The sequence below is a fragment of the Variovorax sp. 05T418 genome, from assembly GCF_056396385.1.
In genome coordinates this window covers 73,615-87,877 of record NZ_JBFTLJ010000020.1, presented here as the reverse complement: position 1 = coordinate 87,877, position 14,263 = coordinate 73,615, and the positions used below count along the sequence as shown (strand labels likewise).

General features: G+C 68.4%; 13 protein-coding genes. 8 read left to right on the top strand and 5 right to left on the bottom strand.

Going from position 1 to position 14,263, the window contains the following annotated elements; all coding sequences use genetic code 11:
- The 3 genes from AC1DMS_RS28555 to AC1DMS_RS28545 form a co-directional block, all read left to right on the top strand.
- On the top strand, positions 1 to 156 hold a 156-nt coding region (locus tag AC1DMS_RS28555; RefSeq protein WP_478182025.1), incomplete at its 5' end, for a phosphate acyltransferase.
- 180 nt (positions 157 to 336) lie between these two features.
- On the top strand, positions 337 to 747 hold the full coding sequence (locus AC1DMS_RS28550) for a guanyl-specific ribonuclease (protein ID WP_015868010.1): 411 nt from the start codon (positions 337 to 339) through the stop codon (positions 745 to 747).
- A 50-nt stretch (positions 748 to 797) separates the two neighbouring features.
- Positions 798 to 1,223: a barstar family protein gene (locus AC1DMS_RS28545; protein WP_086012221.1), complete on the top strand. Its 426-nt coding sequence runs from the start codon at positions 798 to 800 to the stop codon at positions 1,221 to 1,223.
- Between the two features lie 359 nt (positions 1,224 to 1,582).
- On the opposite strand, the gene rsmA is transcribed toward AC1DMS_RS28545, so the two are convergent.
- Genes rsmA through AC1DMS_RS28530 form a run of 3 tightly spaced genes read right to left on the bottom strand, consistent with a single transcriptional unit; the run spans position 1,583 to position 6,359 of the window.
- A complete protein-coding gene (rsmA, locus tag AC1DMS_RS28540) occupies positions 1,583 to 2,350 on the bottom strand; it encodes a 16S rRNA (adenine(1518)-N(6)/adenine(1519)-N(6))-dimethyltransferase RsmA (protein ID WP_062363868.1) in 768 nt (255 codons plus the stop codon).
- Positions 2,350 to 3,759 (bottom strand): peptidylprolyl isomerase, encoded by a 1,410-nt coding sequence (locus AC1DMS_RS28535; RefSeq protein ID WP_478182024.1) that lies wholly within the window; start codon positions 3,757 to 3,759, stop codon positions 2,350 to 2,352. The genes rsmA and AC1DMS_RS28535 overlap by 1 nt, the downstream gene beginning before the upstream one ends.
- Positions 3,760 to 3,776: 17 nt before the next feature.
- Positions 3,777 to 6,359 (bottom strand): LPS-assembly protein LptD, encoded by a 2,583-nt coding sequence (locus AC1DMS_RS28530; protein WP_015868014.1) that lies wholly within the window; start codon positions 6,357 to 6,359, stop codon positions 3,777 to 3,779.
- Between the two features lie 234 nt (positions 6,360 to 6,593).
- Between AC1DMS_RS28530 and AC1DMS_RS28525 the strand changes: the two genes are divergently transcribed.
- From AC1DMS_RS28525 to AC1DMS_RS28505, 5 genes are all read left to right on the top strand, one after another.
- Positions 6,594 to 7,769 carry an aminoglycoside phosphotransferase family protein gene (locus tag AC1DMS_RS28525; RefSeq protein WP_418146364.1) on the top strand — a complete coding sequence of 392 codons (1,176 nt, stop codon included), beginning with the start codon at positions 6,594 to 6,596 and terminating at the stop codon, positions 7,767 to 7,769.
- 8 nt (positions 7,770 to 7,777) lie between these two features.
- Complete coding sequence (locus AC1DMS_RS28520; protein WP_412512104.1) at positions 7,778 to 8,512, top strand: 16S rRNA (uracil(1498)-N(3))-methyltransferase; 735 nt, start codon at positions 7,778 to 7,780, stop codon at positions 8,510 to 8,512.
- A 61-nt stretch (positions 8,513 to 8,573) separates the two neighbouring features.
- Complete coding sequence (locus AC1DMS_RS28515) at positions 8,574 to 9,938, top strand: M20/M25/M40 family metallo-hydrolase (protein ID WP_015868017.1); 1,365 nt, start codon at positions 8,574 to 8,576, stop codon at positions 9,936 to 9,938.
- 100 nt (positions 9,939 to 10,038) lie between these two features.
- A complete protein-coding gene (locus AC1DMS_RS28510; protein ID WP_015868018.1) occupies positions 10,039 to 10,503 on the top strand; it encodes a YidB family protein in 465 nt (154 codons plus the stop codon).
- 142 nt (positions 10,504 to 10,645) lie between these two features.
- Positions 10,646 to 11,824, top strand: a complete 1,179-nt coding sequence (locus tag AC1DMS_RS28505) for an MFS transporter (RefSeq protein ID WP_018903428.1) — start codon at positions 10,646 to 10,648, stop codon at positions 11,822 to 11,824.
- A gap of 16 nt (positions 11,825 to 11,840) precedes the next feature.
- On the opposite strand, the gene AC1DMS_RS28500 is transcribed toward AC1DMS_RS28505, so the two are convergent.
- Together AC1DMS_RS28500 and AC1DMS_RS28495 are read right to left on the bottom strand one after the other, a co-directional pair.
- Positions 11,841 to 12,707 (bottom strand): alpha/beta hydrolase, encoded by an 867-nt coding sequence (locus AC1DMS_RS28500; protein ID WP_015868020.1) that lies wholly within the window; start codon positions 12,705 to 12,707, stop codon positions 11,841 to 11,843.
- Complete coding sequence (locus tag AC1DMS_RS28495) at positions 12,704 to 14,215, bottom strand: M20 family metallopeptidase (RefSeq protein WP_478182023.1); 1,512 nt, start codon at positions 14,213 to 14,215, stop codon at positions 12,704 to 12,706. Before AC1DMS_RS28495 ends, AC1DMS_RS28500 begins: the two co-directional genes overlap by 4 nt.
- Positions 14,216 to 14,263: the final 48 nt, after the last annotated feature.

The window sequence follows — 14,263 nt, the reverse complement described above, 5'->3', positions numbered from 1 at the left end:
AACCTGCTCAAGACCGCGGCCGGCGGCAATATCGCGATCGGCCCGGTGCTGCTCGGAGCCGCCAAACCTGTGCATATTCTCACGGCCAGCGCAACAGTTCGGCGCATCGTGAACATGACAGCCTTGACAGTCGCCGACGCAAACGCAGAGCGATAAGCCATTTGGCGAGAGTGGCCGCCAACTTAAAGCGCCACTCGATCCCCTTGCGACTGCTCAAACTTTGGGCAGTCGCTTGCTATTTTCGCCAGCGTGGTGCACACTCGCGGGCTTGAATTTGCGGGTTAACCCCAGGGTTGGCTGCCAATTCGGAACCCCGCTCTTTTCTTGTGGTGCCCCATGGCGGCTTACGCCTCGATCACGTCCTCTGTCACTAAGTTTGCGCTCACCGGCTTGATGCTGGTGGCATTGGCGACGGGGGCCGAGGCCCGCGGATGGTTCGGCACCGGAAAGCCCGCCCAGGAATCGATTGCACTGTCCGAACTGCCGGTTCAGGGCCAGCGAACCTACGAAGCCATCCTGAGTGGCGGCCCCTTCCGATTCGAAAAGGACGGCACGGTATTTGGCAACCGCGAGCGTCTTTTGCCGCCCGCGCGGCGCGGTCACTACCGCGAGTACACGGTGGCAACGCCCGGCTCGCGCGATCGCGGTGCACGGCGCATTGTCTGCGGCGGAGAACAGCGCACCACACCCGAGGCCTGCTGGTACACGGCAGACCACTACGCGAGTTTCAGACGGATTGCACCATGAGCGATGACAACGACTTGAGCGGCGCCCCGAAGCGCCCCGAAGAAATGATGATGACTATGGAAAGACCAGCGGAGATGACTTTATCCCTTCGTGCCGTACGCCCGAACATCGTGCAGTCGATTCGTGCGTTCCGCGTGAACGACCTGCAGGAAGCCGCCAACGCCGCGGGCCAGCACTTCCTGTACGCCAATCTGGGGAACGCCCAGACCAAGCAGGACGTTCTGGACCTGATCGCCCAGCAGTTCACCTTTCCGGCGCATTTCGGCAAGAATTTCGACGCGCTGTACGACTGCATGACCGACCCGTTGCATAAATCGGGCCCGCAGCCCGGCTTCGTGATCGTGCTCGAGCAGATCCCGGCCAACGCCAAGTTCGACAAGGAAGCGCGCGAGCAGCTGCTCGACATCTTCCGCGATGCCTCCGATTACTGGGGAGACCGGAAAGTCCCGTTCCGCTGCTTCTATTCTTTTCTGTAGCCCGTTCTGCACACACCAGCCAAGCAGAACGGGCGAACGAGGCTCAGCCGAACGGCGCAGCACTCGATGGCATCGAAATCAACGGCAACACCGCCAATGCGGCAGCCGGCACGGAACCCGAAGGCGAAAAGATGCCGACCGACAAACTGGTCGACGTCTCGCCGCTCGCATTGCGCATGAGCAGCCCCTTCAACGCGGGCTACTGGCTCGCGGCGGCCTGAACGAGCCCACCCCCGAAGCGGCTCGCTTCGTGTAGCCGCCTCCCCCTCGAGGGGGCAACACCTGCGGCCCGGCGAAGCCGGTTCCGCGGTGTTCACGAATCAAAGCCAAAAGCCCGCCTTTGCCAAGGCGGGCTTTTTTCATGGGCGCGGGGGGACGGCTTGGGCCAGGGCGACGTATTCGGCCACCGGCACTTCCTCGGCCCGGCGCTGGGCATCGAACTGGCCTGCGAAGCCGTGCTCGTCGAGCCACTTGCCCAGCGTGTGCCGCATGATCTTGCGGCGCTGGCTGAAGGCCACCTGCACGATTTCGCCCAGGCGGGCGGCATCCACGGCCGGCGGCTCGGCCAGCGGCACCATGCGCACCACGGCGCTGTCGACGCGCGGCGGCGGATCGAAGCTCTCGGGCGGCACGAACAGCACGTTTTCCATCCTGTAGCGCCACTGCAGCATCACGCTCAGGCGGCTGTAGTCGGAGGTGGCGGGCCGCGCGACCATGCGGTCGATCACTTCCTTCTGCAGCATGAAGTGCTGGTCGGCGATCAGGTGCGCGAAGCCCAGCAGATGGAACAGGATCGGCGTGGAGATGTTGTAGGGCAGGTTGCCCACCACGCGCAGCGGCGCCGCGAACCTGGCGGCCAGCGCGGCGAAATCGACCTTGAGCACGTCGGACTCGATGACCTCGAGCTGCGGATGCTCGCGCAGCCGCTTGGCCAGGTCGCGGTCGAGCTCGATGACCGTCAGGCGCCCGAGCCGCTCGACCAGCGGCTGGGTGAGCGCCGCCAGGCCCGGACCGATCTCGACCATGGCGTCGCCGGGCTGCGGCGCGATCTCCTGCACGATGGCATCGATGATGCCGCCGTCGGACAGGAAGTGCTGCCCGAACCGCTTCCTGGCGATGTGTGCCATCAGGACTGGGGCGGCTCGCGGTATTCGACGTAGGCGCGCGCGCGCGTTTCCTGCACCCACGTGCTGAAGGCTTCCTCGACCCGCTGCTCGCGCAGCACGGCCCGCGCGGCTTCGCGCTGCTCGGCCTGCGTGAGCTTGGATTCGCGCCGGCCGACCACCTGGATCAGGTGCACGCCGAAGCGCGAGACCACCGGGTCGCTGATCTGGCCCGGCGCCAGGCGGTCCATGGCTTCCTCGAACTCGGGCACGAACTGGCCCGGGCGCGACCAGCCCAGGTCGCCGCCTTCCTTTGCGCTCGCATCCTGCGAGTTGTCGCGCGCGAGGCCGGCGAAGTCGGCCGTGCGGGCCTGCAGGCGGCGCTTGAATTCCGCGAGCTGCGCCACGGCCTGGGCGGTGGTGCGCTTCGGGTCGTTGAGCAGCAGGATGTGGCGCACCTGCGTCTGGGTCACGGTGGCGTCGGTGGCGCCGAGCTGGGCCTTGGCCAGCACCTTGAGCACGTGGAAGCCCGCACCCGAGCGGATCGGGCCGGCAATGCCGTTGACCGGCGTCGACTGCGTGGCTTCGACGAACAGCGACGGATAGCGGTCGGCGGTGCGCATGCCGACGGCGCCACCGTTGGCGCGGTCCGGCGAATCGGAGTTCTCCTGCACCAGCTTGGCGAAGTCTTCGCCGGCGCGGGCGCGCTGCGCGAGGCCCTGGGCCCGCTGCTGCAGGCTGGCGACCTGCGCCTCGGTGGCGTTCTCGGGCACGGCGACCAGCAGGTGCGCGAGGTTGATGTTCTGCAGCGCCGCGTCCTTGGTGGGGGCGTTGCGCTGGTCGCGCAGGTATTCGTCGGCCTCGGCGTCGCTGATCTTGACCTTGGACTCGACCTCGCGGTCGCGCAGGCGCGTGAGCAGCAGCTGGTCGCGCAGGTCGTTGCGGAATTCGCGCTGCGAAATGCCCTCGGCCACCACGCGGCGGCGCAGCTCCTCGACGCTGATCTGGTTCTGCCGCGCCACGGTCTGCTCGGCCTGGTCGATGGCGACCTCGTCCACCTTGATGCCGTTTTCCTTGGCCAGCTGGAGCTGTGCGCGCTCGGAGATCAGGCGTTCGAGCACCAGGCGCGTGAGCTCGGCGCGCGGCACGCGCTCGGCTTCGGCGTTTTCGCGGATCAGGCGCGTGACGCGCGACTGCACCTCGGTGTTGGTGATCGGTTCGGAATTGACCAGTGCGACGATGTATTCGGCCGCGCGCTGCACCGGCGCGGCGGTGGACGGCGCGGTGCGCGGCGCCGGCGGCGCCAGCCGGGGACCGGCGCGCATGATGTCGGTGATGCCGCTGCCGCCACCGGGACGCAGGCCTTGCGCGCCCGAGGCCGCGGCCAGTGCCGCGAGGCAGCCCAGGGTCAGGATGGAACGGATGTGTTTCATGGCGTTGCTCAATCGTCTCAGTCGTAATTGGTGAAGCGGCTCGGCCCTTCGGTGGGCTGGCGAAGGGGCTGGTAGCGCTGGATGTTGGTCCGCAAGGTCTGCATCGGGCTCGACCCGATGCTGGAGAACCCGACGAATTCGAGCTGGAACATGATGCGGGTGTTGGCGGTCACCGTGCCGGTCGTGATGCGCTGCAGCACCACGCGCCCGATCCAGCAGCAGCCGTCGTACTCGAAGCCCAGCACGCCGTCCGTGAGTTTCTTGTCCTGCAGGCTGTAGTTGAGCCGGCCGACCGCGTACCACCGCCCGCCGCCCTGGCCCTTGCCCGGGCCGAGGTCCTTGCCCTTGTCGCCCCACAGGTCGTTGAGCGGCCACTGCCAGCCCACGTCGAAGGACTTGTTGCCGTCGGTGGCAAGGGGCGTGGTGGGCGCCTGGTAGCGGAAGGCCGCGCTCAGGTTGCGGTAGGGCCCTGGGTTGTAGCGCGCGGTGATGGCCGAGCGGTCCGACTTGTGCGTGTCGGGGTTGTACTGGACGACCGTGTCCAGGCTCCACTTGGGCGTCCAGTTGATCTGGGCGCCCAGCAGCAGGTCGCTCGCGCGGTCGGTCACCGGCGTGCCGCCCGGCAGCGTGACCTTCTGGTCGCTGAAGCGCAGCCGCTGCGCAATGCCGAAGCGCGCCGCCTCGACGCCGGTGTCGGGGTCGATCAGGCGCGAGGTGACGCCGAGCGTGAGCGTGTTGGTGTCGGAGATGCGGTCGTTGCCCGAGAAGGCGTTCTCGGTGTAGATGGTCGCAAAGCTGAAATCGTTGGCCGCCGAATCGTAGTTCGGCAGCATGCTCTGGTTGCGGAACGGCGTGTAGACGTAGTAGGCGCGCGGCTCCAGCGTCTGGCGGAAGGCGCGGCCGAAGTAGTTCGCGTCGCGCTCGAAGATCAGGCCGCTGTCGAGGCTGAAGGTCGGCACCGTCCGGTTGCTCGAGGTCGGGAAGAAATACAGCGAGTTCGGGTTGTAGGGCACGCCGTTGACGTACTGGGTTCCGTTGACGGTGAGCCTCGGAACGTCGGACTGCGGCAGGTAGTAGTTGTATGAAGCCGTGTTCAGCTGCAGCTTCGGGATGACGAAGGAGCTCGGCGTGATGAACGGCCGGCTGATGGTGGCAATGGCCAGGGCGCGGTCGCCGTCGGGCTGCGACTGCTGGTTGATGTCGAAGCCCGGCTGGCCGGCCAGGATGGTGTTGACGCGAAAGCGCGTGTAGTCCAGGTTCAGCGAAACGTCGAAGCCGTGCCAGTCGTACTTGTTGTAGTTGGCCGTGATCTGCGGCATCCGGTCATAGGACGGCACGATCGGCGACAGGCTGTATTGCAGCGTCTGGTAGCGCAGCGCCCGGATGCCGCCGCTCCAGTCGCCCTTGCTCCAGTTGAGCGAGGCGTCGTTCGTCAGCTGGCGCTGCGCCAGGGTGGGCGTGCGCGTGAAGTCGCGCCAGTAGTCGTTGTCGCTGACGCGGTTGATGTTGATGTTGGCCGAGAGCGAATCGAGCCCCAGCGCCTTGGCGTTGAAATCCTGGTGGTGGTTGGCCCAGATGCCCCAGCGCTTGCTGCTGGGCGGCGCGCCGAAATTCAGGGCCGAGGCCTGGATTTCCCCGTTGGCGAGCTGCTGCAGCTGCGCCGCGCGCGTTTCGTTGTAGCGCTGGCCCACGAGGCGGTCGCTGCCCATCAGGTCCAGGCGGATGCTGCCGCTGTATTCCTTCTCGAGGTAGCGGAATTCCGAGCCCAGGTTGAGGCCGCGCTTGCTCATCAGCGTGGGCGTGAAGGTGGCGTCGCGGTTGGGCGCGATGTTCCAGTAGTACGGCTGCGAGATCTCGATGCCGTTGGTGTTGTCGATGCCGATCGTGGGCGGCAGCAGGCCGCTCTTGCGCTCGTTCGACAGCGGAAAGCTCACGCTCGGCAGCGGCGGCGTGCTGATGCCCATGAAGCTCAGCCGCGCGTCGGTGGCCACGCCGACGTTTTCCTCGGTGTCGGTGGTCAGCGTGGCTGCAGACAGCAGCCAGGCCGGCATCCAGCCCGGAAAGTCCTCGCGGCGGCAGGTGGTGTAGGTGGCGGTGCGGGCCACCGACACGTTGCTGTCGACGAAATCGATGCGCTGCGCCTCGCCATGTCCGCCGGTGGCAAGGAAGGAATAGCGCACGTTGTTGAAGAAGCCCTCGAAGGTCTCGAGCTTGAGCTCGAGCTCGGGGCCTTCGTACACATTGCCGGCCTGGTTGACGCGCACGTTGCCGCGCGCCCTGGCGCGGTCGTCGGGCTGGTAGTACTCGAGCCGGTCGGCGGTGATGGCGACTTCGCCGCGGCGCAGCGTGGCATGGCCTTCGACCACGGTTTCGAGATCCTGGCGGCCCGACAGGCGGTCGCCGGTGATCAGGCTGGGCAACTGGCTGCGCTCGGCGGGCGGCAGCGTTTCGGTCAGCTGCGGCGTGCGCTTGAGCGTGAGCGGGCCATCGAGGCCCCCGGCCGGCTGGGCCGAGGCGCCGTGCGCATGCAGCAGCGCCAGCGACAACAGGGCCAATGGCAGGGGCGGGCCGGAACGCCGCAAGGCAACGCGCCGCCTCATCAGGCCTCCCGCCGCATCGTTCCGGAGAAGGTCCGCAGTCTTCCTGGGGAGGGCTGCGAGTGCACAGGGTGCCAAGCGTGGGGGCTTTGGGTCGTAGGCATCGGTCAGGAACGAAGGATCGTCGGGAGGACGGCGCGGCAGGCCGGCAGGTTGCAGGAGCCGGCGGCAACTCTGTTCGACCAGGGAGGACCGCAGGAGTTGCCGCGCCAGGCGGATTTGTAGAATCGATTATCCATGACAGCACCCCCGCTCCCGGCCTCCGAGCCCACACCCTCCGCCACGGCCATTCTCTGGGCAGATCCGCAGCGGGCCGCGGCGTTCCAGAACTGGCTGGCCGGCATCGGCGCCGCGCACGGCCTGCGGCCCGAGACGGTGCGCCTTGCGTCCGCCGATGCGAGCTTTCGCCGCTACTTCCGCATCGACGCCACGGGGAGCGCCGCCAGCCGCATCGTGATGGATGCGCCGCCCGACAAGGAGAACAGCGAGCCCTTCGTGCAGGTCGCCCGCCTGATGGCCGAGGCCGGCGTGACCGCGCCGCAGGTGCTCGAGTGGGACCGGGCCCACGGCTTCCTGCTGCTCGACGACCTGGGCCGCGAGACCATGCTCGACGTGATCGATCCGGCCCGGCCCGACGCCAGCCGCCCGCTCTACGACCAGGCGATCGATGCGCTGATCCGCTGGCAGCTGGCCTCCAGGCCAGGCGTGCTGCCGCCCTACGACCGCGCCCTGCTCGAGCGCGAACTGGCGCTTTTTCCCGAGTGGTACATCGGGCGGCATCGTGGCATCGCGGTGGAGGGCCAGCTCAAGGAGCGGCTGGAACGCAGCTTCAGGCTGATCGTCGAGAGCAACCTGGCCTCGCCGAGCGTCTACGTGCACCGCGACTTCATGCCGCGCAACCTGATGGTCAATGTGGCCCCCACGCTCGGCACTGGCGTGTCCTCGCTGCCCCCCGAGGGGGCGCTCGCCGCCTTGGGGCGGCCCGGCGGCGGCTCGGCTGCCGATCTCGGCGTGCTCGACTTCCAGGACGCGGTCTACGGCCCGATCACCTACGACATCGCCAGCCTGATGCGCGACGCCTTCCTGAGCTGGGACGAGGAATTCGTGCTCGACGTCACCATTCGTTACTGGGAAGCCGCGCGCAAGGCCAGGCTGCCGGTCGATGCCGATTTCGGCGCGTTCTACCGCTCGGTCGAATGGATGGGGCTGCAGCGCCACCTCAAGGTGGCCGGCATCTTCGCCCGCCTCACGCTGCGCGACGGCAAGCCGCGCTATTTGGCGGACACGCCGCGCTTCATCGCCTACATCCGCTCCACCGCCAGCCGCTACATGGAGCTCACGCCGCTGCTGCGGGTGATCGACGAGATCGAAGGCACGTCGGCGCTGAGCGGCTTCGCCTACGGCAGGGTCTAGGGCTCTAGATGCCCCGTTTCCACTGTCCGGTGCCCTTGACCGCGGGTGCCTCGCTCGAACTGCCTCCCGGCCCCGCGCGCCACGTTCAGGTGCTGCGCATGCAGCCCGGCGATGCGCTCACCTTGTTCGACGGCTCGGGCGGCGAATATGCGGCAACCGTGGAGCGCATGGGGCGCAGCGATGTGTCGGTGACGATCGGCGCCCATGCGCCGGCCGAGCGCGAGGCCGTGCGCGCGGTGCACCTGGCCGTCGGCATGCCGGCCAACGAGCGCATGGACTGGCTGGTCGAAAAAGCCACCGAACTGGGCGTCGCGAGCATCCAGCCACTGGCCACGGCCCATGGCGTGCTGCGCCTTTCGGGCGAGCGCGCCGAGAAGAAGAGGGCGCATTGGGAAGCGATTGCGATTGCCGCCTGCGAGCAATGCGGCCGCAACCGCGTGCCGCGGATCCATCCGGTGCGGCCGTTCTCGAGCCCCTCGGCCTGGATAGGCGCGCATGCGGGCGAGGCCCCGCTGCGCCTTGTTCTGAGCCTGGCCGAAGGCACGCGGCGCCTGGCCGATGCCACCGCCTCGGCGCCGGCCGATCGCAGCGTGCTGGTGCTGAGCGGCCCCGAGGGCGGCCTGAGCAGCGCCGAGGAACAGGAAGCGCTGGCCTGCGGCTTTGCGCCGGTCACGCTCGGGCCGCGCGTGCTGCGCGCCGAAACCGCGGCGCTGGCCGCGCTGGTATTGCTCGCGGGCCCTTGAGCGGCGCTTCCGCCAAGACCCGCCTCACCCATCCCCATCACAAGAAAAGGATCTCCACGCCATGCCTCGTTCGCCACGCGCCCTCCGGCTTGCCCCCCTCGCGCCCCTTGTGCTGGCCCTGCTGTGCGCCGCGCCGGGCGCGCAGGCCCAGAACACCGCCGTCGCCCCCACGCCGGCGCAGGTCACTCCCGAGGTGGAAAAAACCTTTACGCAGCTGATGGCGGCGCCCGCGGTCCTGAAGCTGCTCGACGCGGTCAAGGCCGACCACGAGCGTTCGGTCGAAGACCTGAAGATGCTGACCGAGATCGAAGCGCCGCCGTTCAAGGAAAGCAAGCGCGCCGAGGCCTTCCTGGCGCGCATGAAGGCGCTCGGGCTCGCCGACGCAAAGATCGATGCCGAGGGCAACGTGGTCGGGCTGCGCAAGGGCACCGGCAACGGCCCCAAGCTGCTGGTCTCGGCCCACCTGGACACCGTGTTCCCCGCCGGCACCGACGTGAAGGTGAAGGAGCATGACGGCAAGCTCCACGCCCCCGGCATCGCGGACGATACGCGCGGCCTGTCGGTGCTGCTGTCGTGGCTCAAGGTGCTCAACGACAACAAGGTCCAGACCGTGGGCGACCTGCTCTTCGTTGCCAATGTGGGCGAGGAAGAGCTCGGCAACCTGCGCGGCATGAAGGCCATCTTCCGCGACCACCTCGACATCGACGGCATGGTGGGGCTGGAGCCTTCGCCGGACGGCAACGTGCTGGTGCTCGGCACGGCGAGCCACCGCTATGAAGTCACGTTCAAGGGCCCGGGCGGCCACAGCTTTGCCGCCTTCGGCCAGGTGCCCAGTGCGATCCACGGCATGGGCCGCGCCATTGCCAAGATCGCCGAAGTCCGCACGCCCAGCTTTCCCAAGACCACCTTCACCGTCGGCACCGTCGGCGGCGGCACCTCGGTGAACACCATTGCGCCCGATGCCCGCATGGCCATCGACATCCGCTCGGACGACATGGCGTCGCTGCTGGAGACCGAAAAGAAGATCCTCGCAGCCATCGACGAAGCGGTGGCCGAGGAGAACAAGCGCTGGAACGTGGCGACGCTGAGCGCCAGCAACAAGCTGATCGGCGACCGGCCGGGCGGGCGCACGCCTTCAGATTCGGTGATCGTGGAAGCGGCTGTGCGCTCGAACACCGCCTTCGGCCACAAGACGCTGCTGCGCGGCGGCAGCACCGACGCCAACGTGCCGATGTCGTACGGCATCCCGGCCATCATCATCGGCGGCGGCGGAAAGTCGACCGGCTTCCATGCCCTGAGCGAAGCGATCGACGTGACAGATGCCTGGAAAGGCGCGCAGAATTCGCTGGTGACAGTGCTGGGTCTGGTCGGCGTGCAAGGGGTAAGCCCCGCATTGCTGCCCAAACGCGCACCGCGACCCAGGTAATTTGTCACGCTGCGGGCTTAAAAGTAAACAAGCTTGTTCGCCCGCGGCCCCTCGCGCTGGGAAAATGCCAGCGGTTCTGTCACACACCAAGGAAACGTCCATGGGAATGCTCGATTCGGTACTCGGCCAGGTTCTCGGGGGCGCCGCCCAGCAGCAGCAGCAGCCGCAAGGCGGCGGCATCGGCGGGCTGGGAGACCTGGGGGGCCTTGCCGGCGCGCTGGGCGGCCTGCTGGCCAACAACGGCGGCGCGGGCGGCCTGGGAGGGCTGGTCTCGAAATTCGAGCAGGCCGGCATGGGCGACGTGATCGGCTCCTGGATCGGCAAGGGCGAAAACCAGCCCGTGTCCGGCGGCCAACTGGAGAACGCGCTGGGCAGCGACACCATCGCCAGCATCGCCTCCAAGCTCGGCATCAATGCGCAAACGCTGCTGCCCATGCTGGCCACCATGCTGCCGGCCCTGATCGACCAGCTCACGCCGCACGGCAAGGTGCCGGAGCAGGGCCTGGACAACCCGAACGACCTGCTGGCTACGCTCGGCGGCCTGCTGCAGAACAGGCAGCCTTGAGCGAACTGTTTGCTCATCGGAAATTCCGGCGCCCGCGAGGGCGCTTTTTTTTGGTCCGCCGCAGTTCGGCTGGCGCATCCGGGGCGATTCGCGTAGAACCGCAGCCTTCCATGCCGCAACGCGCCTTCGCCGCCATTTCTCCATGAACCGCAACCTCTGGCTGCTCGCCATCTGCCAGGGCCTGTTCCTGACCAACAACGTCACCTTCATCGCCATCAACGGGCTGGTGGGCCTGAGCATCGCGCCGCGCGGCTGGATGGCCACGCTGCCGGTCATGGGCTACGTGGTGGGCGGTGCGCTCACCACCGGGCTGGTGGCGCGCACGCAGCAGCGCTTCGGGCGGCGCGGGTCGTTCCAGATCGGGCTGGCGGTGGGGCTGGGCTCGGCCTTGCTGTGCGCGTTCGCGGCCATCTCGAAGAACTTCTGGCTCCTGTGCCTGGCCACGGTGGTGGCGGGCTACTACAACGCCAACGCGAACCTCTATCGCTTCGCGGCCGCCGAACTCGCGGCCCCGGCCTGGCGCGAGAAGGCGGTGTCGCTGGTGATGGCCGGCGGCTTGATCGGCGCGGTGGCGGGGCCCAACCTGGCGGCCGCCACGCGCGAGGCGTTCGCGGTGCCGTTCGCGGGCGCCTACATCGCGCTGGCGGCGGTGGCGCTGCTGTCGATGGCGGTCATGCGCTTCATCGAGTTTCCCGCCACGCTCACGCGCCAGGAGGCGCTGGGCGGACGGCCGCTGTCGCAGATCGTGCGCCAGCCGGTGTTCATCGTGGCGGCCGCGGCAGGCGCGCTGGGCTTTGGCGTGATGAACCTGCTGATGGCCGCCACGCCCATTGCCATGCAGATCTGCAGCCTGCCTTTTTCCGATGCCGCGCTGGTGCTCGAATGGCACGTGATCGGCATGTTCGCGCCGGGCTTTTTCACCGGCCACCTGATCCGCCGCTTCGGCGCGCTGCCGGTGATGGGCGTGGGGCTTGCGCTCAACTTCGGCTGCATCGCCGTGGCGCTGTCGGGCGTGGAGCTGCAGCACTTCCTCGTGGCGCTGTGCCTCTTGGGCGTGGGATGGAATTTCCTGTTCACGGGCAGCACCACGCTCTCGCTCACGGCCTACACCCCGCAAGAGCGCGACCGGGCGCAGGGCGCGCTCAATTTCTGCGTGTTCGCGACGCTCGCGCTGACTTCGTTTGCCTCGGGCGTGCTGGTCACGACGCAGGGCTGGCAGCTGCTGAACTACGGCTCGCTGGTGCCGGTGGCGCTCACGGGCGCAGCGCTGCTGTGGCTTGCGCAGACGCGCCGGCGCGAGGCGGCGGCTGCGAGCGCCTGAAACGCTTCTTCCTTCGTCAGTCCGGCGGAAAGCGCTTGCCGAGCCAGCGCTGCAGCGCGGCGAACACGGGTTCGGCCTCGAGCTCGTTGAATATCTCGTGGTACATCGATTCGAAGCACTGTGCTTCGACCATGCCGCCGGGCGCCGCGGCGGCCGCGAAGGCGCGGCTCGCGGCCGGCACCACCAGCCGGTCGTCGCCCGCATACAGCAGCAGGGTCGGCACCGGCCAGTGTGCCGCGGCCTGCTGCACCACCGCCCCTTCGTGCGCCAGAAAGCGCGCGAGCCGGCCGCCGATGCGGTCGTGCGTGAGCGGATCGTCGCGGTAGGCCTGCACCACGGCCCGGTCGTGCGAAAGAAAGTTGTCGTCCAGGCCGTTGCCGACGCGCAGCCCGGGCGCAATGCGCGGCAGCACCGCGAGCAGCGCCTTCTGGAATCCGCTCAGGCCCGGGTCGAGCCCCGGCGAAGACAGCACCAGGCCGTCGACCGGCCGCACACCGCGTGCCACCAGGCTGGCAGCGACCAGCCCGCCCAGGCTGTGGCCGAGCAGCAGCAGCGGCAAGCCGGGGTTCCCGCGGCGCGCATCGTCGATGACCAGCGCGAGGTCTTCGACCAGCCGCAGTTCGCCGGGCAGTGCGCCGCGCGCGCCGGACGATCCGCCGTGGCCATGGTGGTCGTGGGCCCACACCGCGAAGCCCCATGCATGCAGGCGCGCCGCGAGCTGGTGATAGCGCCCGGCATGCTCGCCGAGGCCATGCACCAGCACGACGACGCCGCGCGATGCGCCGGCCGCCGGAAGGCGGCGCAGCAGCAGCGTTTCGCCGTCCGGCGTGGGCAGCGAAACCCGCTGCGGCAAAGGCAGCGGCGCCGGCGCCGCCGGGCTCAAGCGGCTGCCGGCTCCGCGGTGGCGGCGCGGTGCGCCGCCGGCAGGGCCGCAATCACCTCGGCCACCGCGGCCGTGAGCTTCTTGGCGTAGGGCACGTGCAGGAATTCATTCGGGCCGTGGGCATTGCTCTTCGGACCCAGCACGCCGCAGACCATCATCTGCGCCTTCGGGAAGCCGGCGCTCAGCATGTTCATCAGCGGGATCGTGCCGCCCTGGCCGATGTAGCCGCAGGATGCGCCGAAATGCGCCTGCGAGGCCTTGTTGAGCGCATCCTCGAACCACGGCGTGATGGTCGGCGCATTCCAGCCGGTGGCGCCGCCGCCGCTTTCGAAGGTCACGCGCGCCTGGTAGGGCGCGTTGTCCTCGAGCAGCGCCTTCAGCTGCTGCACCGCCTCGGCCGCATCGACCAGCGGCGGCAGGCGCAGCGACAGCTTGAAGGCGGTGTAGGGGCGCAGCACGTTGCCCGCGTCCTTCAGCGCCGGAAAGCCTTCGGCGCCGGTCACCGACAGCGTGGGCTTCCAGGTGCGGTTGAGCAGCGCCTCGACCGGATCGGTGGTGGTCGGCAGCGCGAACATGGTCGAGCCGCCGCAGTCGTAGTGGGCCCACGGAAAGCGCTTGTAGACCTCGTCGCCCAGGATCGCCGCGGTGGCCCTGGCCTGCGCCAGGCGGTCGGCCGGCACTTCGCAGTGGAAGCTCGCGGGGAGCAGCCGGCCGGTGGCGCTGTCCTCGAGGCGGTCGAGCACCTGCCGCATGATGCGGAAGCTCGAGGGCACGAGGCCCGAGGCGTCGCCCGAGTGGATGCCTTCGGTCAGCACCTCGACCTTGAGCGTGCCGCTGGCCATGCCGCGCAGCGAGGTGGTGAGCCACAGCTGGTCGTAGTTGCCGGCGCCGGAGTCCAGGCAGATCACCAGCTCGACGTTGCCCAGCCGCGGGCGCAATGCATCGACGTACGGCAGCAGGTCGTAGGAGCCGCTTTCCTCGCAGGTCTCGATCAGCCCGACGATGCGCGGATGCGCCGCGCCCTGGTTCTTGAGCGCCTGCAGCGCAGCGATGCTGGCGTAGACCGCATAGCCGTCGTCGGCGCCGCCGCGGCCGTAGAGCAGGCCGTTCTCGTACTTGGGCGTCCAGGGGCCGAGGTCGTTGCGCCAGCCGGTGAATTCGGGCTGCTTGTCGAGGTGGCCGTACATCAGCACGGTCTCGCCCATATCGGTGCCGCTGGCGGCCACTTCGAAGAACAGCACCGGCGTGCGGCCTTCCAGGCGCACGATCTCGAGCTTCAGGCCCTCGACCTTCTGCGCCTCGACCCAGGCCGCCGCATTGCGCAGCACGGTTTCCAGGTAGCCGTGGGCCGACCAGTCCTTGTCGAAGCCGGGCGACTTGGCAGGAATGGCGATGTAGTCGGTGAGCTGCTTGAGGATGTCGCCGTCCCATTGGGCGCTGACATCGGACAGGGCACGCTCGGCATCGAGCAGGCCGGCGGGCATTTCGCGGTGCAAGGGGGCGTTCATCGGGTTCTCCGCGGCTAAGGAAAAAATCGCATTTTGCGCCCTTGGGCG

What these genes read in the sequence shown, in the direction of transcription:
- AC1DMS_RS28550 (WP_015868010.1), top strand. Translation starts at nt 337, where the DNA reads ATGGCGGCTTACGCCTCGATCACGTCCTCTGTCACTAAGTTTGCGCTC.
- AC1DMS_RS28545 (WP_086012221.1), top strand. Translation starts at nt 798, where the DNA reads ATGACTATGGAAAGACCAGCGGAGATGACTTTATCCCTTCGTGCCGTA.
- rsmA (WP_062363868.1), bottom strand. Translation starts at nt 2,350, where the DNA reads ATGGCACACATCGCCAGGAAGCGGTTCGGGCAGCACTTCCTGTCCGAC.
- AC1DMS_RS28535 (WP_478182024.1), bottom strand. Translation starts at nt 3,759, where the DNA reads ATGAAACACATCCGTTCCATCCTGACCCTGGGCTGCCTCGCGGCACTG.
- AC1DMS_RS28530 (WP_015868014.1), bottom strand. Translation starts at nt 6,359, where the DNA reads ATGAGGCGGCGCGTTGCCTTGCGGCGTTCCGGCCCGCCCCTGCCATTG.
- AC1DMS_RS28525 (WP_418146364.1), top strand. Translation starts at nt 6,594, where the DNA reads ATGACAGCACCCCCGCTCCCGGCCTCCGAGCCCACACCCTCCGCCACG.
- AC1DMS_RS28520 (WP_412512104.1), top strand. Translation starts at nt 7,778, where the DNA reads ATGCCCCGTTTCCACTGTCCGGTGCCCTTGACCGCGGGTGCCTCGCTC.
- AC1DMS_RS28515 (WP_015868017.1), top strand. Translation starts at nt 8,574, where the DNA reads ATGCCTCGTTCGCCACGCGCCCTCCGGCTTGCCCCCCTCGCGCCCCTT.
- AC1DMS_RS28510 (WP_015868018.1), top strand. Translation starts at nt 10,039, where the DNA reads ATGGGAATGCTCGATTCGGTACTCGGCCAGGTTCTCGGGGGCGCCGCC.
- AC1DMS_RS28505 (WP_018903428.1), top strand. Translation starts at nt 10,646, where the DNA reads ATGAACCGCAACCTCTGGCTGCTCGCCATCTGCCAGGGCCTGTTCCTG.
- AC1DMS_RS28495 (WP_478182023.1), bottom strand. Translation starts at nt 14,215, where the DNA reads ATGAACGCCCCCTTGCACCGCGAAATGCCCGCCGGCCTGCTCGATGCC.